Source organism: Fervidicoccus sp. (genome assembly GCF_049967375.1).
In the GTDB taxonomy this organism is placed as follows: domain Archaea; phylum Thermoproteota; class Thermoprotei_A; order Sulfolobales; family Fervidicoccaceae; genus Fervidicoccus; species Fervidicoccus fontis.
Genome location: NZ_JBMFSV010000023.1, coordinates 1 through 18820 on the forward strand (window position 1 = coordinate 1; position 18820 = coordinate 18820).

General features: G+C 34.7%; 21 protein-coding genes and 3 tRNA genes. 5 read left to right on the forward strand and 19 right to left on the reverse strand.

Annotated features, from left to right (window positions below; translation table 11 throughout):
• The 4 genes from ACP5SL_RS04870 to ACP5SL_RS04885 form a co-directional block, all read right to left on the reverse strand.
• The coding region (locus ACP5SL_RS04870) for a TrmB family transcriptional regulator (RefSeq protein WP_428228262.1) at positions 1-707 on the reverse strand (707 nt) is incomplete at its 3' end.
• A gap of 407 nt (positions 708-1114) precedes the next feature.
• Entirely contained in the window at positions 1115-1480 is a 366-nt protein-coding gene (locus ACP5SL_RS04875) for a hypothetical protein (protein ID WP_014558432.1), read from the reverse strand.
• A gap of 271 nt (positions 1481-1751) precedes the next feature.
• Positions 1752-1985, reverse strand: coding sequence for a hypothetical protein (locus tag ACP5SL_RS04880; RefSeq protein WP_014558431.1), 234 nt, complete (start codon positions 1983-1985; stop codon positions 1752-1754).
• A 118-nt stretch (positions 1986-2103) separates the two neighbouring features.
• A complete protein-coding gene (locus ACP5SL_RS04885) occupies positions 2104-2556 on the reverse strand; it encodes a hydrogenase maturation protease (protein ID WP_272985171.1) in 453 nt (150 codons plus the stop codon).
• Positions 2557-2994: 438 nt separating this feature from the next.
• On the opposite strand from ACP5SL_RS04885, the gene ACP5SL_RS04890 reads away from it, so the two are divergent.
• The 3 genes from ACP5SL_RS04890 to ACP5SL_RS04900 are packed head-to-tail and all read left to right on the forward strand — an operon-like array spanning position 2995 to position 5318.
• Positions 2995-3582, forward strand: coding sequence for a molybdopterin oxidoreductase family protein (locus ACP5SL_RS04890; RefSeq protein ID WP_428228263.1), 588 nt, complete (start codon positions 2995-2997; stop codon positions 3580-3582).
• A gap of 6 nt (positions 3583-3588) precedes the next feature.
• Positions 3589-5016, forward strand: a complete 1428-nt coding sequence (locus tag ACP5SL_RS04895) for a hydrogenase 4 subunit D (RefSeq protein WP_428228264.1) — start codon at positions 3589-3591, stop codon at positions 5014-5016.
• Entirely contained in the window at positions 5016-5318 is a 303-nt protein-coding gene (locus tag ACP5SL_RS04900) for a hypothetical protein (protein WP_428228265.1), read from the forward strand. The genes ACP5SL_RS04895 and ACP5SL_RS04900 overlap by 1 nt, the downstream gene beginning before the upstream one ends.
• Positions 5319-5335: 17 nt before the next feature.
• Here the strand turns inward: ACP5SL_RS04900 and ACP5SL_RS04905 are convergent, their stop codons facing one another.
• From ACP5SL_RS04905 to ACP5SL_RS04915, 3 genes are read right to left on the reverse strand one after another with little or no spacing between them, the layout of a single operon-like run.
• Positions 5336-5731: a CopG family ribbon-helix-helix protein gene (locus ACP5SL_RS04905; protein ID WP_158308333.1), complete on the reverse strand. Its 396-nt coding sequence runs from the start codon at positions 5729-5731 to the stop codon at positions 5336-5338.
• Between the two features lie 4 nt (positions 5732-5735).
• Positions 5736-6620 carry a metal ABC transporter permease gene (locus ACP5SL_RS04910; protein WP_428228266.1) on the reverse strand — a complete coding sequence of 295 codons (885 nt, stop codon included), beginning with the start codon at positions 6618-6620 and terminating at the stop codon, positions 5736-5738.
• Between the two features lie 12 nt (positions 6621-6632).
• Positions 6633-7688 carry a metal ABC transporter substrate-binding protein gene (locus tag ACP5SL_RS04915; RefSeq protein ID WP_428228267.1) on the reverse strand — a complete coding sequence of 352 codons (1056 nt, stop codon included), beginning with the start codon at positions 7686-7688 and terminating at the stop codon, positions 6633-6635.
• A 69-nt stretch (positions 7689-7757) separates the two neighbouring features.
• Between ACP5SL_RS04915 and ACP5SL_RS04920 the strand changes: the two genes are divergently transcribed.
• Positions 7758-8585, forward strand: a complete 828-nt coding sequence (locus ACP5SL_RS04920; RefSeq protein ID WP_428228268.1) for a metal ABC transporter ATP-binding protein — start codon at positions 7758-7760, stop codon at positions 8583-8585.
• Between the two features lie 208 nt (positions 8586-8793).
• On the opposite strand, the gene ACP5SL_RS04925 is transcribed toward ACP5SL_RS04920, so the two are convergent.
• From ACP5SL_RS04925 to ACP5SL_RS04980, 12 genes are all read right to left on the reverse strand, one after another.
• Positions 8794-8901 (reverse strand) — tRNA-Arg (locus ACP5SL_RS04925).
• 124 nt (positions 8902-9025) lie between these two features.
• Positions 9026-9742, reverse strand: a complete 717-nt coding sequence (locus ACP5SL_RS04930) for a DUF434 domain-containing protein (RefSeq protein WP_428228269.1) — start codon at positions 9740-9742, stop codon at positions 9026-9028.
• Positions 9703-12441, reverse strand: a complete 2739-nt coding sequence (gene alaS / locus ACP5SL_RS04935) for an alanine--tRNA ligase (protein WP_428228270.1) — start codon at positions 12439-12441, stop codon at positions 9703-9705. Before alaS ends, ACP5SL_RS04930 begins: the two co-directional genes overlap by 40 nt.
• A 454-nt stretch (positions 12442-12895) precedes the next feature.
• Positions 12896-13930 (reverse strand): 50S ribosomal protein L10, encoded by a 1035-nt coding sequence (locus ACP5SL_RS04940; RefSeq protein WP_148683765.1) that lies wholly within the window; start codon positions 13928-13930, stop codon positions 12896-12898.
• Positions 13931-13935: 5 nt separating this feature from the next.
• A complete protein-coding gene (locus tag ACP5SL_RS04945) occupies positions 13936-14595 on the reverse strand; it encodes a 50S ribosomal protein L1 (RefSeq protein ID WP_014558410.1) in 660 nt (219 codons plus the stop codon).
• 73 nt (positions 14596-14668) lie between these two features.
• Positions 14669-15172, reverse strand: a complete 504-nt coding sequence (rpl11p, locus tag ACP5SL_RS04950) for a 50S ribosomal protein L11 (protein ID WP_014558409.1) — start codon at positions 15170-15172, stop codon at positions 14669-14671.
• 1 nt (position 15173) lies between these two features.
• Positions 15174-15668 (reverse strand): transcription elongation factor Spt5, encoded by a 495-nt coding sequence (locus ACP5SL_RS04955; RefSeq protein WP_228009316.1) that lies wholly within the window; start codon positions 15666-15668, stop codon positions 15174-15176.
• Positions 15669-15674: 6 nt separating this feature from the next.
• Positions 15675-15875 (reverse strand): protein translocase SEC61 complex subunit gamma, encoded by a 201-nt coding sequence (locus ACP5SL_RS04960; protein ID WP_014558407.1) that lies wholly within the window; start codon positions 15873-15875, stop codon positions 15675-15677.
• Positions 15876-15960: 85 nt separating this feature from the next.
• A tRNA-Glu gene (locus tag ACP5SL_RS04965) sits at positions 15961-16035 on the reverse strand.
• 486 nt (positions 16036-16521) lie between these two features.
• Positions 16522-16597 (reverse strand) — tRNA-Gly (locus ACP5SL_RS04970).
• Between the two features lie 277 nt (positions 16598-16874).
• On the reverse strand, positions 16875-17309 hold the full coding sequence (locus tag ACP5SL_RS04975; RefSeq protein WP_428228271.1) for an archease: 435 nt from the start codon (positions 17307-17309) through the stop codon (positions 16875-16877).
• A gap of 57 nt (positions 17310-17366) precedes the next feature.
• On the reverse strand, positions 17367-18089 hold the full coding sequence (locus ACP5SL_RS04980) for a ribosome biogenesis protein (protein ID WP_014558404.1): 723 nt from the start codon (positions 18087-18089) through the stop codon (positions 17367-17369).
• A gap of 180 nt (positions 18090-18269) precedes the next feature.
• Between ACP5SL_RS04980 and ACP5SL_RS04985 the strand changes: the two genes are divergently transcribed.
• A partial coding sequence (locus ACP5SL_RS04985; protein ID WP_428228272.1) for an isoaspartyl peptidase/L-asparaginase occupies positions 18270-18820 on the forward strand: 551 nt, incomplete at its 3' end.

Below are 18820 nucleotides of genomic sequence, written 5' to 3' on the forward strand. Positions count from 1 at the left end.
TAATTATGATCTGACCAGAGAGCGTTAAGCTGATTACCATTTTTAAATATAAGTATTATCTCATCGCTGATAATTCCGCTTCCAAACATCTCATCCGCAATCTTGTAATTTTCTCTTACCATAATGTTTTTATCTTTTAAAAACTCATAGACACCCTTAGTTATTATCATCCAAATTTTAGCACCTTTATCCTTTAAGCTACTAATTTTTTCAAAAAATTCATCATTAATTATTTCCTTATGAGATATCGCAATTAGAACTTCCTTCGATGCTTTAGAAAAAACTTTTTCAATATAATATTGAATTTTACCTTCGTTTAAAAGAAATATCCTGAAAAGAGGCGGGCTCCCTACAGATGCTCTCTCCAGCAAAGGTATAACTTTGGTTTCAACCTCCTCCATTTTTTTACTTATTTCATGCTTTGTTTCATTCCAAACCTCTGCTATATTTACTGGATAAAATATAGAGGGTCTGTCAGAGCTTTTCATCACCCAGCCTTTTTCTATGAGCTTTGAAAGGGACTCGTAAACTTTAGACTGCGGCAGTCCTGTCATAACAGAAAGCTCTTTTGCGGTCAGACCTCCAGAATTAAGGAGACGAAGATATATCTCAATATCTCTTTTTTTCATTCCATATACTTTCAGCAATTTTAGTAAAGGCTCTACTTCGCTTATTATAAACTGAGGCAAATTGCTATTTTCGATCATTTTGCTTTTACCTATTTAATTAATTATGATTTTAAGAAAGAAAAATTTTTACTTTTAAAAATCTCGCCTCTTTAATGCATGAATGAAAGGCTTATAGAAGCTTTATATTCTGTATTCCGCTTTGATAATAGGTGATTAGAAAAGCTTTATGTGTTGTTAAAGATTTGTCCCTAAGAAAAAGATGCTGGATTAGCAACATAAAAAGCTCTTTTATCGCTCAGGAGAACATTAACGCAAAATTTTTCCATAATAAAAATTTCTATCGTTCTGCAAAGATGATCACTAAGCTTAAATAAAAAAGCAATTCCCTAAAAATACCTAAACCTCTATCCTTGCTATAATTAGTAGAGCTTTCAGTTGTAATATCTATTTCTAAAAAAGATTTTGCAATTTTTGTTAACAAAAATTCAATCCATTAGAAATCCTGGTAATTCTTTTATATCTATTATAGGGATCATTATGGTTCCAGGTATGTTCTTATCAGCAAATGCCACATTTTCTCCATTTTCCGTTATTCGGAATGAAATGTAGTGAGACTTTTTGCAGTTATCATTTTCAGCACATTTAACATAATAAAATATGGGAATCCCACGTAATTCGTAAAAGTCCCTTAGTATCGCTATTATTCCAAGCCTTGTTTCATTGTTAGATTCATATCTAATAATATGCATTGTCTGTCCAATTGGAGAAGTTGTTGCACATAAACGAGCAAGATCTGATATGCTTTTTAATTCTATTTCAATCATTTTTTTCTTGCTTATACCTTCACTCATTTTTCATACGCCCTTTAAACTGCTATACTCAACAGTTTTTTATTTTTTTAACACATTTAATCTTCTTTCTCAAGTTTAAAAATTATTAAAAATTTGCTTAACGAATACGCGGCGAAAAATAAGACTCAGAATTGGTGTCATTCTTCACCTTTCAGTAATACCAACCATCATCATTGTCAATTTTTTAATTTCACATTATTCTTTTTTTATGATATATCTCTATTTATTTTTAGCTGAACATAAAATAACTAAAGAAAGTTGTCTGCAATAACTAGCTTTCTAATACTAGCTTGGACCATTTAATATAATTGTTTATAATCATGTAGCTTTTAGAGACAATTTTCTTCTGTTCACATGGCGTTTCATAGATGTTTCCTAAATTATCCTCAGCTACGATTTTTGAGGTTTCCTCTCCGCAGTTTTCTATCTTAACAGAAGCTAATTTATTTCCCAAAGCCATTGATTCGATATCAAGAAAATTTGCCTGTTTTATATTTTTCTGCATCGTTCTTATCGCCCTATCTCCTTCTGTTTCAAATACTATATTCTTACGATAATTTTTAAAGCTATCGTTTTTATTTTATAGCACAAACATGCCAACTATAATACATTCGTTGTTTAGATTAGAGACATGAAAATTGCTCCTTTATCTGTTCTATTAAAAAGTCAGCAGAATTTTTAACTTCTTCGCTCAATTGCTCTCCGAAGTTTAAACTCTTCGGCTGTATTCCTATCAAGAAAATTTTTTCCGCTTTTAACCCAACAGCATCAAATATCAGGCGAATTGGTAACTTGTGTATGCTAATAGAAGTTTTATCGCTAATCCCTTCAGTTATTAAAATAGACCCCGGAGAAGCACCGAAGTCAACAGAGTCAATTATAACGATTACATCAGGCTGAAAGCTAAAAGCTTTGTTATTCAAATTTTCTGGAACGTCCACTGAAACTGTATTTTTGCAGTTTAGTTTATCGCAAATATACGGTCCTACACCATCATCTTCTCTTAGCTCATTTCCAAGACAAATTATCAGGGCTTTTTTTCCATTTAATAAATTTTTTAATTTTTCCTGAATCATCATTACCACAATTTATAATCGAAAAACTTGCTTTTTATGGTAGCAATGAGATTTAAATATTTTTAAGATTTCAATCTTTATTTAAGCTTAGCGATCAGCTTTGCAAGGTAATTAGGGTACTAAACCTTATTGTCCATATGAAGAACAAAACAAGTACAAAGTAGTAGAGCTCTTCCGAGCTTAATTAGGAACTCTAATCTTTCTATCTTCAGTGAAGATGAAAAATATATTTATGAATAGATGCGGAACCTTCGCTTTCCAGGAGAAGAGAGACTAGCTACGTATAATAATCCTTAATTTTTAGCATGTTATCAAACAAAATCTTTATTTACATTTTTTGATAAATTAATAATAAAAAATCAAATATAAAATTAAAAGTAAAAATAAATAACAATTATATTTATATATATTTATCAAATATTTTAGGTAAAAAGAGTTATGATAACAATGACGAATAAACAGTTAATATGCCCTTTCTGCGGATTAGGATGCGCTGTCACATTAAAAATTGATGAGTTTGGAAGGCCCTATGCAGTTGATGCGTTTGAAGGCGACCATGTAAGCAAGGGAAAAGCTTGTCCTAAACCTTTCTCTATTCCTTCATTTTTGAATTCCTCTAACAGATTAGCTCATCCGATGAAAAGAAAAGAAAATGGTTTTGTCGAAATAAGCTGGGGCGATGCGATAAAGGAGATTTCCGAGAGAATAAAAGAGATAACAAAAAGCGATGACCCATCATCTTTGGGTTTTTTGGGCTCAGCAAATTGTACTAACGAAGACAACTACGTTTTTCAAAAATTCGCTAGGGCTATCGGAACTAATAACATTGATCATCACGCCTCTTTTTTTGCTCTATCTGAAATCAATGCTATGTACAAATCTTTAGGAATACCCTCTCTTTCTTCCACATATGAAGAGCTCAAGAAAAAAACTACTGGGCTCTTATCTAGATGGAATAACGATTCCAGAATAAAGGAGATTATTGAACTGCTCAACAAAAGAGTTGAAGATTATCTAAAGGGGTGATGTAAGATGATCGATATCCAGGTTTCTCTTTTAGTTCTGATTCCTGCAATAGGCTCTATCCTCTCCCTTTTTACGAAAAGACCTGAAAAAGTAGCAACTTGGTCCTCGCTTATTGCTTCCCTCTTGAGCATTTTAATCGCCGTATTGACATTTTTGCAAAAAGTTGATTATGAAAAAGTTTACTATTCTTACGGACCTATTGAGATAGGGTGGTACATGGATGCAGCAAGTGCATTAGTAGGTATGCTGATCGCAATTGTAGGTTTCTGCAGTATTATGGAATCGTTGAATTATATTTCGCCGAACAATAAAGAGCACCCGATAACAAGCAAATTCAACAGATACTATTCCCTCATGCTATTGTTTATGTCCTCAGCACTAGGGTTTGTTTTTTCCTCTTCTTTAACGTTTATGATTATATTCTTCGAGCTCACAAGCCTCTGTTCATGGGGATTAATCAGCTTTTATGAAACTGAAGAAGCTAAATCTGCTGGCTTAATAGCATTTACTATCACACATATTGCCGCCTTCGGCTTATATGCTGCTACAGGCATAATATATTATGAAACGGATAGCGTGGATTTAAGAAACCTTTCATCTCTTCCGAGCGGATTAAAGCTAATCTCACTTATTGGTTTATTAATCGCATCATGGGGAAAAGGGGCGCAGTTTCCATTTCACGTTTGGCTGCCAAGGGCAATGAGTGCACCGACTCCCGTAAGTGCTTATTTGCATGCAGCAGCATTAGTAAAGCTAGGTGCATTTCTTGCTATAAGAACCATGATGTGGGCGGGAAGCATTCCTAACAGTGTCGCATACATCTGCGCGATTTTTGCTGTAATAACAATGCTCTATAGCCTAACACTTTATTTCCCTCAAACAGATATAAAGAAACTGCTGGCATATTCTACTATTTCTCAACTATCCTACATATTCACCGGCGTATCTTTGATAGCTATGGGCTCAAAGCTTGCTATCATTGCCTCAGTTCTATACATATTCGCTCACGGGTTTGGAAAAGGGCTATTCTTTTTAACAGCAGGAGCAATTTCTTTGAGTTCAGGAACTAGAGATTTGAGAGAGATAAAGGGTTTAATTAAAAAGCAGAAAGCTTCAGGTATCGGCTTTACAGTAGCTACTGCAACAATAACCGGTGTCCCTCCATTCGGTTGCTTCTGGGGAAAGCTCCTTCTTATTCTTTCAGCAGTTCAATTAGGTAGCATCTTATCATATACTCTCGCAGTTATTATGATAGCAGAGTCATTTGTCGCCTTTATATGGATACTGAGATGGCTTACGAGTTGCGTTTGGGGAGAACCATCGGAGAAAATTGCAAATTCATCGCCGCTAGGACTTCCTACAAAAACTGCACTATATCTGCTTGTAACATTAAGTACAGTTTCTGCATATATTGCTTTACCAGTTCTGCTCTAGTGAAAATAGAAGTAAAAATTTACGCATATGAGGGGAAAAGCTCTCTCATTGATAAAAAAACTTTTGATGTAGTTGATGATTTCCTGCTTAGAAGTATGCACATAGAAGCGGTATACAGCATTTTAAAGCTGATAGGAAAAGTAAAAATAGAAGATTTAGAAGGTATACTAAATGAGGGCGAATTAAGAAATTTAAAATTTTTGAAAGAATGCACCATAAGTGATAGAGAAAAAATTGAAAAAATTAGCTCAATCTTAAAAGAAGAGAAGAAACGTGATTTTCTAATACTGAAAATTTTTTAACAAATATTTTTAGTCAATTACCTTATTTCTGAAATAGGTAGATACCTTACTGAAATATCCTTCCTTTTCTTTGCCTCCGAATGGAGGTCTCTAATTCGAAGAGAGTTGCCCGCAATGAAAAAAACCTCTGTACAGTTGTTACCTGTATGATAATGTGAAGAGAATTGAATAATATCCTTAAAGTCTTCAATAAGCTGCCTAACAAAAACGCTACATCCCTTTCCTTCGCTATAAACCAAAATCATTATTCCTTTGCACTCATGTTCATATAAGTAATGAGAATGTTCAGCGATTACTCCTCTAATTGCATCTTCGACAATTGCAGACCTATCGGTAGAAAGCGCTTTGCTGAGCTTGTCCAGCTTATCTGCGAGACCTTCGTCTATGCTAATCCCAAACCTTTTCTTCCCCATAATTTCACCTTCCATACACTTTTTTTGCAACATTTATGACTATATATATAGCTATCATGCATATCCCCGTCGTTCCTGATGGTGAAAGATTGAAAAACACACCTAAAAACAGCCCTATGATCGCTGAGTATGCTGCTATATTCATACTCAGAGCAATAGCCTCCTTGCTTTTCCTGGCAACTAAGCTCCCCGCGGCCCCTGGTATCAATATAAATACATGTGTGAGGATGAAACCAACTATTTTCATTAGTGTAGCGCTTGTAATGCCTAAAAACAGATAAAAAAAGAACTCGTAGATTTCTGTTCTTAGTCCTGCAAGCTTTGCTTCCTCACCAGTTATTCCTATATAAATGTGCTCCTTATAGGTTAATCCGAAAAAGAGAAGAGTTATCGCTGCCAATACAAAAATCAAGATAGCATCGCTTCTTGTGCTGAGAAGAGGATCGCCTAAAAGTATTGATTCTACGCTTGTCAATAAATAGAAGTGATTCGTTATATAATAAAGGACGATCACGGTTAATGAAGCAGTAGTTCCGATAAAGATTGATGTGTATTTGTTAGGATCACCGCCTCTATGTATCACCAAACCTATCGTAAAAATTAAAATAACATTGAAAATTATAGACCAAACGAGGTTGCTTCCGCTAATCATCATGCTCAGCAAAATTCCCATACTTGCCGAGAGAAGTGCTGAATGAGGTATAGAACCTGCTAAAAAGAGCAGATTTTTAGCTGAAAGGATTGGGCCTATTATTCCATATATCAGAGCAGAGCCAAGAAGTACTGTCATCCAAATAGGATTAAAATAGCTCGGATAAGAAATTGATAATATTATCGCTAATGGTATCGATAATCCTAGCATAGACAAATAAATGTCTTCTATCTTCATTTTAATTCATCCTTATTTTTTGTTTTGCCTTCTGCTTCTCCAGTAATAAAGCAAGACAGTAATTAAAACTATCAAAATTATTGCTATTACTATATATACATATGAACTAGCGGTAGACTCGCTTATACTTGAATTACTCGTATAATTTGAGGTATTGTTATAGCTACTTAATTGAGCTACTATAAATTGAAGCTTACTTAATATACTTCCACCTGTAACAGGAGATGGCACTTCCAGTAGAAATCCTTTTTTATATGTAGTATATATGTTGTATAATGATGAGTCGTATTGTGAATAAGGTGAAACGCTTCCATTTTGTGGTGGAAATGAAACAAGTATAGCTACGGCATTTGCAGTTCCATTCTCTATCATTGAAGTTATCGTATTCACATCCTCCGGAGAAACACTCGCTTCTTCTTCTGTTAGCAAAAGCCTTGTGACATTAAATCCTAGCCAATTGATAGCATATACTGCTTCAGGAGTAGATGCGACAGCTGTTCCCCTATATTTTCCCTCGTATTTTTCTATTAGACTTTCAACTTGATTGGAAATGTTTTCATAATTCTGCATGTAGTATTGTTTGTGAGAAGGATCAATTTCTGAAACCGTCAGAGTTAAGTTGTACAGGAACTTTAAGTAATTATTAGGATCGTAAATTGGCATATGAGGATCTGGCAAACCGTTGTTGGGATTATTGACAAATACTATGCCAGTGATGTTAGGTATAGCAATATAATAGGAATGAAGTAGTCCGCTTTTGAAATAGTTATCTATTTGCACTTCCATGGGTGTATGCAAAGTGCTGATAATAAGTGTTGCGTTTTTCAGAATATCTACATCCTGCGGAGTGAGCGAATAGTCATGAGGATCCACACCAGGCGGAACTATCGAAACTACGGTAAAATAGTTTCCTGTTATCAATTTTACGTCGTCAACTAATGAAGGGAAAGTAGTAACGATGAAACCTTGTGTTTGGTTTTGAGTTTCAGCTAAAGCGGTATTTGGAATCGATAGGCTAAAACCAACAAACAGAAAAACTAAAGTTATGAAAAATAATATTCTCTTCATTTTTCTCACCTGAGCAAAAAATTTTTTAACGTGCACAAAGTTAATAAATTTTATCATAGGGTGTGCACATTGGAAAAAACTGAAAACATTATTTTGAAGAAAGAACAAACATTTGAAAAATATTTGCTAGTAGAGAAAATTAGGTTTTCATACAACAGCGAAAATATTTTTGAAAACTTATCTTTCAGTTTGCCAAAAAAAGGACTAATGCAAGTCGTAGGTCCTAATGGAGCTGGAAAAACTACACTATTTAAATTGCTACTCGGTCTATATAATCCTAAAGAGGGAAAGATCATTGTTAATGGCGAAGATATTACTGGTAACCCTAGACTCGCATCTAAGTACTTTAGTTATGTTCCACAACTCATAATTTCTTCTAAGTCTTTGAACTTTCCAATAAGTGCAAGGGAGTTTTTAGAGTGGGAACTCGCATTTGAAGAGAGATGGCCTAGATTTAAAATTAACAATAACATTACAGACAGAATCAAAAACACACTAAAGTTCGTTAGACTGGAAGAGACCGCTTTTGAAAAAGATATGAGAGAGCTCAGTGGTGGTCAGAAACAAAAAGTCTTTATTGCTAAAGCATTATTAAAAGATAAACCCGTAATGCTCCTCGATGAGCCTTTCTCTTCTATAGACCCAGCAACAAGAATAGATCTCGCTGAAATAATAGTCAAGCTGTCCAGAGAGAAACTCGTCATTATAACGAGCCACGATCCTAATTTGTTAATAAAAAACACCAACTACATGTTACTACTTAGTAGGAATTATTATACTTTTGGAAAGCTTGAAAATGTCTACAAAATAGATGTTTTGAGAAATATATATGGAGGCACAGCAATTGAAGTCGGTGATAAACACTTACATATATGCGATGAAGGATGTAAACCTTAATTTTATTTGATATATTTAATTTGTACTTCTAAAAAATCAAAAGATTTTTCATTCTAGCAAAATTCAAATCAAAATTTAATCTGAAAACTAAAGCTTTTTTTATTTCAAATAGAAAAACTCCGATATATGATTATTTTTCTGACCTCCCCCCGCCCTAAAGGGCGAGGGTTTCAGTTGTAAAATATACAAAAAATTAAAAATTAAAAAACGGGCCCGCGGGGATTTGAACCCCGGACCACCGGCTTACTTCGCCCCGCACAGGCGAAACGATAGCGCTTAGAAGGCCGGCGCCCTATCCTGGCTAGGCTACGGGCCCTTATTATTCTAATATCACTACTAAATATTAAAAGTATTCCCTTTTTAAAATTTTCTTGCATTACGTGCTAGTAAAAACAGCTAAAGATAAGATTTTTACAACTGAAGGCTTGCTTGAAGAGTTTTCAAATTTCATCGCTTATAAATTGAATGGCTTCTATAACTCTTTTATCCAATATTTTTAATTTCTTTAAAACAAATGAAGAAAGATCAAAGATGTTCAATGCTTTTTCAGCTATCAGAGAATCGCTCGATGCAATGATATATTTGCCTTCTAAAGATAGTTTTATTAAAAGCGAATCAGCCATGTTATCGAGATAAAATTTAGTGTTTTTCAATCTTTCAGAAAATAGGGAAGAAGCCTTGCTCAAATACTCTCCACTAAATGGAACTTGTTTGTCCGCCACCAACACAACCTCTTCAGGAGAAATCTCATATAACGATTCTTTGACATATTCCATTACTGTTTCATGAATTTGCCATTCTCTTTTTGATCTTCCTTCTGTTTTTGCGAGATCCCTAATTATTCCGTCTGTGCATCTAAACACAAAATATCCTTCAATAGCTTCGGAAATTGTCGTGACAACATTATAGTAATCTATTGCAATTTTTTTACCCTCAACTTGTGATTCATTGAAGGTCTTTTGTTTAACCATTTTATTGAATTCAAAAGAATGAAAGCACCTCTTAAGGAGTTCTCTCTCTTTAATGCTTAAGAAGTATTTTGAAGATGCTACGTTTATAGCAGTCTCTGATTTAAAATTATTATTCAAAAGAAAAAGATAAGTTTTTATTGCTTCTTTTAGCCTTTTTTCTCCAGGAGCTCTTTCACCATCTTCCATACATCATCAACATTTATTTCTTGCTCACTTGTACACTGGGCATGATCTTTTTTGCCGCCACCCTTGCATCCATAGGATGACAGAGCTTTAATTATTTCAGTTGCATTTAATTTTTCAGAAGATTCTCTTCCTTCGCTTACCTCTATACTTGTTCCCTTTGCATTTTTGAATATCCTTATAACTATGATTTCTCGCATTTCTCGAGTTATCTCTTTAAGTAGCTCAGTAGTAAACTCTTCATCGTCTATTTCATCTTTGTAAACGAATAATCTTATGCCATTTATTACTTCTGCTTTACTCTTTAAGTTTTCTCTAAACACTTCAGAATATATGTCCCTGTATAAGTTAAGTCTGTTCTTCATTTGCTCAAATTCCTGGTTTAATTTCTTCACCCTGTTTAACAATAATGGCGATTCTGTTTCTACTTCCTTTGAGACTTCATTGAGTATTGATTCAAGCTTGCTAGCATAGTTAGTTACTTGGGTACCGCTTACAAACTCAAACCTTATAATTCCGTCTTGAAGCTTCGCAACATTTATAATCTTTATCCCTCCAACCTCACCAGTATTTGAAACATGTGTTCCAAAGCACGCTTCAACATCATGCCCAGGTATTTCTACTATTCTTATCCTCTTAGACATTGGAACGCCGCCTTGATATAAGACAAAGCCGTATCTCTCTTCGGCTTCGTTTTTATCCATGAACTTAGTGATAACAGGCAACCTCTCTAATACTACCTTATTTGCTTCGTCCTCGATCCTTCTTATTGTAGCCGGATCCGGCACTTCATAGTGAGTGACATCAAGTCTAGCCTTTTCTGGTGTCTTTTCTGCGCCAGCCTGCCATACATGTTGACCCAGCACTTTTCTTAATACTCCAAGCAATATATGAGTACTCGTATGATGTCTCATGTTTAGGTATCTTACACTCCAGTCTATTTTTAGCTTACAACTCGATCCAATCAGCTTTTCGGCGTCTTTTTCAATGTTTTTATCAAGATAATGAATGACATGCTCATCGTACTTTTCCACGTTTACTACATTATAGATTTTTCCATCTACTTCTATGCTTCCCTTATCGCTAGACTGTCCACCCCCTAATGGATAGAAAATTGTTTTATCGAGCACAAGCATGTTTTCTTTCGCTGCCAAAATCTTTGCATCGCTTTCTCTTAAATATGGATCTACGTGAAATAAAAGCTCCGTCGGAGGTATGTTATTTAGCCATTCTAACCTAGTTGTGACTTCTTGTTTTTTTCCTAATTTGGGTCTAGAGCTTTCTCTGGCAATCTTTGAATAAAAGTCAAAAGGAACCTCTATGCTTATGTTCTTCTTTTTTGCCTCATTAACTATTAGTTCAGGAGGTATCCCCTGCTCTTTATAGATTTTCTCAAATGTCTCAAAGCTTGGATTAGAAACGACCGTTTGCAATAATTTTGGAATTTTTTCCTTTACAAGTTCATAGAATTTTTTCTGCTCATATTGAACTACGTTTATTATATAATTGTGGAATTCTTTAAGTTTGTAGTTGTCTTGCTTCCAATATTCGATTTGTTTTTCAATAAAATCTGTAAAGTCAATTTCAAGATTTATCAAATAAAGAGTTCTAAGAGCTCTCCTCAAAACTAATCTTGCCAGATACCCTTCTCCTTGATTACTTGGAACGATCCCATCGCCTAACATATAAGCTAATGTTTTGCTGTGGTCTAATATCGTGAAAAGCTTCATGTCGTTTTGCAAGAAGGCCTTAACACTTTCCTCATCAAAACCGCTATGTTTTGATATGTTCTTTATAAACATGGAGACACTTTGTTCAGAAGAAGGATCGAGTAGCCCAACATATCTAAAAGCAGCCTTATAATATTCTTTTGGTGGTTCCTCTAAGCCTAATTTTTTCCTAAATTCGTTAACAAGGTCTCCGTATATTGCATGAAACGCGGTTGGCGTTTTCTGGGTAAACCAAGCAATCCTTTCAATTCCATATCCTGTATCAACTATCTGAAGAGGGATCGGTTCAAGGTTGTTGCCGTTCTTCTTATACTGCATAAACACCAAAGTAGCAGGCTCTAATCCACCTACTGTAACTTCGAAGCTCGGCCCCGCATTCCCTCCTCCTTCCCACCAGGACTCTTTAAATACTAAAAGTTCAGGAGGTATTCCTATTTCTTTAGTGAAGAATTCAAATGAATATCTGACCGTTTCATCTTTCCAGTAAATAAATTTGCCATTCCTTTCATTAAACGCGTGGTGCCCTCCCATTTCAAATAAAGTCAAGTGCCTTCCCATAGTGAGTCCGACGTTATCTATATCTTCTAGCCTAATACACGGCTGACTTACAACTAATGGATTCGCTGGAGGTGGCACTAGACCGCTTGTTACATGTGGTTGAAAAAGGACAATGCTTGCAATTGTGAGGTAGAGATCTTCTCTCCATCTAGCGACCACAGGTCTAGGATCTAAAATTTTGTGCCCTCTTTTTTCAAAGAAAGTCAAGAATGTTTGTCTGGCCTCTCTAACGCTTAATGGTCTTTTAACTGGGATACTATCAAAAAAATATTCTACACATGGTGCGTCCTGGCATGTATCGAATTCGGTGTTAAGAGTCCAAAAATATTCTCCACATTTTTTGCATCTTTTTCTAACAAAGCCGTTTTCCTTAAAAAAGTTAAGCAAATACTCTTCTGGATTTACTTGCACCATATTTAACAGCACCTTTTTTCATATAAACTAAACATAAATTGTTTTTTACTATCTTTAAACTTTTGTACTATCCAATATCTGTGCTCATCAATCCTCAAAATAGCGAAAGGCCTTCCGTATTTATTTGTAAATATACTTTTCATTTGCAAGGGAATTAGAATGATCAGAAACCAACCATTGATAATTGAAAAGAACTTATTGTTTTGATCTAAGATATAATACTCCTTCTATTTGTCTTGGTTAGGAAGCCTACTCCGCCTTTAAAGGCTGATCACTGAGATTTGATTATAGAATAAAAGCCTGGAAATATTTTAAACTTTATTTGTCTTCAAGGATAAGGCTTTCAGTCGTAAATCGAAAAAACTGTCAATCAAAATTAACTCAAAAATATATCTGAATAAAAGTTTATTCTTTAAAAACCATGTAATTTTAATGTATTACTCAAAATTTTCTGTTATCCAAATAATGCTCCTAATCCACTAGATAGCTCCTCTTCGCTTAGCTCCTTTTTCTCTTCCTCAGCCTTCTCTTCCTTCTTTTCCTCCTTCTTCTCCTCCTTCTTTTCTCCTTCAGGAGGTCTCTGTAATTGAACTCCTTCTATTCCCAATTCTTTTGCCTTGTCGCCCATAGCAGCTACAATGCTATATGCCTTAGATGCAGCAACTCTCAAAACATATTCTGCATTATCACTTGTAATGTATCCAATTTCTGCAGATAAGTGCAAAGCCCTTTTATAGCTTTTTATTAAGGATAGCTTAAGCGCTTCAGGCTCAGGATATGCGATCTCTGATGCTAAGCTTATAGCCTGAATGTATGACTGGATTAAGCTATTTCTGTACTCTTCAATGTTTAAGCTCAAAGATTCTGCAGGTAATAGGACACCATCGTCTAGTGCATACTGCAAGCTTAAACCGACTTCCCCAGGAGAAATGCCCAGTCGTTGAAGCATAGATGCGAGATCTGCGCTTATTACATCACCAGGCTTTGCGAGTACTGTCCTTTTTGCAATCCAAATGGTTCCGTTTTGAACTTTTGTGGGAATTTTTAGCTTTCCGAATGCACTTAACAGAGGCCCTGGCTGAAGGTGTGTATCCATGGGCTCGACTGCAATTTCTCTATCAACCTTCATTCCAGCTTTAGCAGGAGCAGGCAATCTCATTCTGTTAATCATTGCCGCTAACATAAATGGGTTCAGTTTTGAAAATACGAATATTTTCTGGTCCTTTATCACTTCTTTCAGTTTTTCTTTTCCTTTAACGTCTGCCTTTTCCAAAGCTATGAGAAATAAGTTGTTTTTTACGCTTTTAATGACAATAGCGTCATCGACTTTATCTCGGAGCATCACCTTGATTTTTTGGATCAAACTTGCAGGTACATCTTTAGCATCAATTATTCCTAGTACAGGGTATTCTTTCATTAATTTAACTAATTCGTTTACTTCCTCTTCCTTCCAACTAGGGACAACTTTCTGTTTTACTATAAGCCTCATTATGCTCACCTCATTCTAATTTTTACTGGAGGTCCCATAGCTTTTTTGAAATATATAGCATCGACATTTGAAAGAGTCTTAAGCTTATTTTCTATTACATTCAGTATTGCAATTGCGTTTTCAGTCAGTTCTTTTAACGTATTATCTTCAGTACCTATTTTTACTTGAATTTGTGGCTGATCTTTTATTCTTACAATTGCTATCTTTTTATATCTTTCCAATATTGATTGAAGATCGCTTCTTGGAGGCAAAGGTATCGGAGCTTTTCCTCTAGGTCCTAGTGCTGGACCCAAAGTTCGACCGACTTGAGACATCAAATCCGTTTGTACAAGAATTACATCGCAGTTTTTTGCAATCTTTTTAGCTTTTTTCTTATCCTTACTTATTTCATCCAAAATTGCTTTATCAATAACCTGTTTGACATTTAGATTCTTTGCCTGAAGTGCCAAATCTCCGTCAGCTACTATACAAATCTCTGGTTCTTTTTTCGGTGCATTAGGCAGAAATACGTTCTCTCTAATCTTAAATTCCGGCTTTTTTGGATCTATTTCTTTAAATGTTATTATCATTTCAATGCTTTGCTTAAAGTTTCTCTTTGGACTTTTTTCCAATACCTCTCTTAAAGCATTTTCTATCTTCTCCGTTAATGTTGTCGCTTGAGCCATAGTAACGTGACACCCTTATTTTTCATAAACTATTTTTTATTTTTCATTTTTAAGTTAAAAACGATGTCTCCTTTTAATGTTCTTCCCAATCCTTTATATAATCTTCTATTATTTTATCATATGTGCCGCTTTCAAGCTCTTTCTGAACATCTTTAGGGTCTTTACCCTCGACTGTGAGACCTATGCTTCTTGCACTCCCTAAAAGCATCTTCACAGCTTTCTTTAGATCTCTTGTAAGTAACTCGTTTTTCATTATTATTGCTACCTCAGCTAAATCTGCTACCTTGATATCGCCAACTTTTTTATGAGCAGGATCGCCGCTGGGCTCTTTTGCTTTAGCTTTCCACAGAAGTAGTTCGGTTACTGTAGGCGGCTTCACTTCTATAATATAATCTTTAACAGAAGGATACAAATATATCGTTATCTTTACTTCCTTCTCTTTTAAAGCACCTATCCTCTTATTTATTTTTTCAGCTATTTCATCTACATTAAAACCATATTTTTTAGCTTCTTCTAAATCTTTCTGAGAAACGTTTCCTGTTTTTACGCTTAAATTTATAATTTTAACTTCACTCATTTTATTCCACCTTCTTTACCGGTTTTACAAACTCACCCGGAATAGTTACTTTGAGCGGATATGCGGATTCTAAAATATTTAGAACCACTTCTTGCTTGACTTTATCTATTTCAATTACCTGCGCTTTTATGCCCTGGAATGGACCTGCTATAACTTCTACGGTATCTCCGGGATTTAAAGTTTCGATTGTCGCTTTTGGCTTGATCATTCTTTCTACATCTTCAACTGTAAGTGTTCCATAAACTCTCTTTCTTAAATGTTGCATATCCTTAATTACAGCTTCAACCGCACTCGATTTTTGGCTTTCTAATACCAAATACCCCTTTAACTTTGGAGGCAAAATTATTGAATAAATGGGAGAATGCGAAAGAGCAATTTTCCTCTCAAGAAGCAATGCTACATTTAGCTCCTGTCTAGAAACTGTTCTGATTAAATAAAATGAACTTTTCTTCTCGGCTGGCTTCTCACCATTATTTATTTTTTCGTTATTTTCCATTTTTTTTCACCTTATCGCTGGAAGAACAACAGTTACCATAATGTGAATTATGTATGCGATGGTTCCAACTAGAGTAAACCCTATTATATTTAACTTTAACAGCAAATTAAATTCTTCTTTATCGGGTCTTCTAGACAGTTTCAGTATTTTTCGCCACATTGACAGCATTTCCTTAATTTTGCTTTCCTCTTTGCTTTCGCTTTTCATCTTTTTACACCAAACTAATAGAGTAAAAACAAAACTATAACCAGAGATCCCGCGCGTTTTTCCTATTTACAGATTTTTTATTAGGTGCCGCGGCCGGGATTTGAACCCGGGTCACGGGCTCGAAAGGCCCGCATACTTGACCGGGCTATACTACCGCGGCTCACTCTAAATTTTTTTAATTGAGGGTTTATAACTCTAACATCTTTTTTAAACTTAAAATTTCTTTCGCTAGTGCCAATTTATAAAAGTTAATTTTAGAGAGCTTTCATTTTATGATAATTTTTTGTCCTATATTTTCACACGATTTTTCTTTTTTATTAAAAAATAGAGTAGCAAATAAATTATCACAACTACGGCTACTATTTGACCGAAGTCGAGAGAAATGACAGAATATCCTCCGTGAATTTCAATGATGAATAAAGGATAAATCTTAATATTTTCAGGAAATGAGAAAATAAAAATATAATTGAGAAAAATGAAGAGGATTCCTAAGAATGTTATTATTGTAAGAAAAATTTTCTCGTATTTTTGCCCTGAAGGCTGAAATATTATAGCTAATATAAAAGCTAAAAACACGAGAAATATAAGAGGTTGTAAAAACAGCAAACAGTTCACCTTTTTACAACTACATTGGTTTCATTGTTAATGCGGCGGCCGGGATTTGAACCCGGGATCACCGGCTTGGGAGGCCGACGTCCTAGTCCAGGCTAGACGACCGCCGCTCTACTTTTCTTTTTTTCTTTGATCCCCTTTTTAAATCTTACAAACAAAGATCTTGTCAAGTACGGCGTGAATAAAAAGTTTATCTCTTTCAGACCATTTGCGAAACCAAAAAGAAAGGCAATTAACCAGAAAAAGAAGAGTGAACTGTTATTCATTGATCATGAAAATTGAAAAAATGCGAATTTAAAATGCCATAAAGCTCAGCATTTCCGGCTCTCTTCATATAATTGTCGAGAGACCCTCTTCTCATCATTGCTTTAGACAGCCAATTATAATTTATATATCAACAGTTATTTTTAACTTCCAAAGATCTGATTCTCTTGTTACGTTTATTTGCGAATAAGTTGGAGCTTTAACATGTGTTCTTGATTCATGTTTCCTTTCATTATAGCGTTCTCCATATGCAACTCCATTTACTAAATATTCTTCATTAAATTTTTCAATTTTTTCAACCTTTATTTCCCTTGCTAAAAAACCTTCAGCATCAAACAAATATAGAAATTCTTCGACCCATCTGTAAAGTAAGTTTTCTAAATCAAAACCGTTTACTTTTAATTCTTTTTTTTCTTTTATATCTATTTGCGACGGATTTGTCATTATTTCCATCAAACCTTTAGCAATATATTCAAAAGCTCTTTCAAGAGTTTTCCCTCTCGCGACAATAATCACATCAGAAGTATGCTCCTCAAAGGAATAACCTTCGCCTTCCATCTTTATCACGCATTAAATTTTTATTTTAATATAAAATGCAAAAATTTTTCATTATTATCAAATATATTTCTCTAGATGGCATATTATTCTATCTGCAACCATCCATGCATCCATGATGAAGTCTTTTTTTAATGAAATAGACCTCCATGCTACCATTTTTGTATCTTTACTGAAATCGCCGTGGGGAAATCCTCCGATTAAAAAAGAACACGGAGGAAAGTAAAACTTTTCTAGTTCATTATATTCCACTTTTTCAGCTTTTTCATGCAACAAGATTGGCTTTTCTATATTTTTTTCTTTTAAGTATTCACTAAGCTTAACATTTTTTCTCAGAATAAGCAATGCCTCTCCACTTCTCGGCACTTTTTTGTATTTGTACAGATTTTGGATGAGGGATACGAACTGAAAGTAGTTTTTAGGAATTCTTGTTATTGGGTTAACTTCAATAATATCATTATTTATTGTGTGAATGAACACCTTCAATTTTCCCTTTAAGTTTAAGTAAGAATATTGCGTTGCTAGAAGAAATTGATGGATTATATCGGGTCTTCCCCTTTTTTCTTTTTCTTTTAAAACTTTCATCTCTTCATAGAATAGGCTTTTATCTAATATAAGATATTTTGGTTCTATATTAAATCTCCTAGATAGAATAACAGCTTTTTTCGAATTAACGAGCTCTTTTGGTAATGGCTCTAAGGAGCTTTCAACCAAGCCTATTATATACAATGGTCCTCCAAATTTTTTTTCTTCATGCTTGTTTATAATTGATGACGCCTCCATTTATTTCAATGATTCTTCGTCTAGCCCTCTACTCTCTAGAAAACATTAATCGTGTTCCGAATATACATTCACAAGCTATATATAAAAAGCTTATTTCATGTGCCTTTATATTAAACTTAGATTGGTAACTAATAAAAAATTAAATATTATAAATTATTAAAAAATTAAAAGGTGTTCAATATGGTATGTAAACCAATTATTATGGTTCACGGTGGCGCTGGAAGCTGGAGTAAAATACCTAAAGAAACGAAAATTTCTGCACAGCAGGCTTTAAAAGATGCCGTAACTTTTGGTATGGAAATCCTAAAACGCGAAAAAAGTGCAGTTGAAGCAGTAGCTGAAGCTATAAGAATTTTAGAGGATTCAGGAAGCCTAAATGCCGGATTAGGTTCTGTAACAAACTCTGAAGGCTATATGGAATTGGATGCGGGAATAATGGATGGGAAAAAAATGGATGCAGGTGCCGTTGCTGCGATTAGAGGAATTAGAAATCCTATACTTGTCGCCATGAAGGTTATGAGAGAAACCCCACATGTAATTCTAGTCGGAGAAGGGGCACAGAAGTTCGCTTTAAGTAAAGGTTTTAAAATAGATGAAAGAATCAATGTTAAAAAAGATGTAAAAGACATTAGCATTAACATTGAAAAAAGATCGAATTGGATCCATGATACCGTAGGAGCAATCGCTATTAGTTCGGATTGCGACACTGCAGCGGGGGCAAGCACCGGAGG

Excerpts from the sequence above, each read along its gene's own strand:
- ACP5SL_RS04875 (WP_014558432.1), bottom strand. The coding sequence starts at position 1,480 with ATGAGTGAAGGTATAAGCAAGAAAAAAATGATTGAAATAGAATTAAAA.
- ACP5SL_RS04880 (WP_014558431.1), bottom strand. The coding sequence starts at position 1,985 with ATGCAGAAAAATATAAAACAGGCAAATTTTCTTGATATCGAATCAATG.
- ACP5SL_RS04885 (WP_272985171.1), bottom strand. The coding sequence starts at position 2,556 with ATGATTCAGGAAAAATTAAAAAATTTATTAAATGGAAAAAAAGCCCTG.
- ACP5SL_RS04890 (WP_428228263.1), top strand. The coding sequence starts at position 2,995 with ATGATAACAATGACGAATAAACAGTTAATATGCCCTTTCTGCGGATTA.
- ACP5SL_RS04895 (WP_428228264.1), top strand. The coding sequence starts at position 3,589 with ATGATCGATATCCAGGTTTCTCTTTTAGTTCTGATTCCTGCAATAGGC.
- ACP5SL_RS04905 (WP_158308333.1), bottom strand. The coding sequence starts at position 5,731 with ATGGGGAAGAAAAGGTTTGGGATTAGCATAGACGAAGGTCTCGCAGAT.
- ACP5SL_RS04910 (WP_428228266.1), bottom strand. The coding sequence starts at position 6,620 with ATGAAGATAGAAGACATTTATTTGTCTATGCTAGGATTATCGATACCA.
- ACP5SL_RS04915 (WP_428228267.1), bottom strand. The coding sequence starts at position 7,688 with ATGAAGAGAATATTATTTTTCATAACTTTAGTTTTTCTGTTTGTTGGT.
- ACP5SL_RS04930 (WP_428228269.1), bottom strand. The coding sequence starts at position 9,742 with ATGGAAGATGGTGAAAGAGCTCCTGGAGAAAAAAGGCTAAAAGAAGCA.
- alaS (WP_428228270.1), bottom strand. The coding sequence starts at position 12,441 with ATGGTGCAAGTAAATCCAGAAGAGTATTTGCTTAACTTTTTTAAGGAA.
- ACP5SL_RS04940 (WP_148683765.1), bottom strand. The coding sequence starts at position 13,930 with ATGAGGCTTATAGTAAAACAGAAAGTTGTCCCTAGTTGGAAGGAAGAG.
- ACP5SL_RS04945 (WP_014558410.1), bottom strand. The coding sequence starts at position 14,595 with ATGGCTCAAGCGACAACATTAACGGAGAAGATAGAAAATGCTTTAAGA.
- rpl11p (WP_014558409.1), bottom strand. The coding sequence starts at position 15,172 with ATGAGTGAAGTTAAAATTATAAATTTAAGCGTAAAAACAGGAAACGTT.
- ACP5SL_RS04955 (WP_228009316.1), bottom strand. The coding sequence starts at position 15,668 with ATGGAAAATAACGAAAAAATAAATAATGGTGAGAAGCCAGCCGAGAAG.
- ACP5SL_RS04960 (WP_014558407.1), bottom strand. The coding sequence starts at position 15,875 with ATGAAAAGCGAAAGCAAAGAGGAAAGCAAAATTAAGGAAATGCTGTCA.
- ACP5SL_RS04975 (WP_428228271.1), bottom strand. The coding sequence starts at position 17,309 with ATGGAAGGCGAAGGTTATTCCTTTGAGGAGCATACTTCTGATGTGATT.
- ACP5SL_RS04980 (WP_014558404.1), bottom strand. The coding sequence starts at position 18,089 with ATGGAGGCGTCATCAATTATAAACAAGCATGAAGAAAAAAAATTTGGA.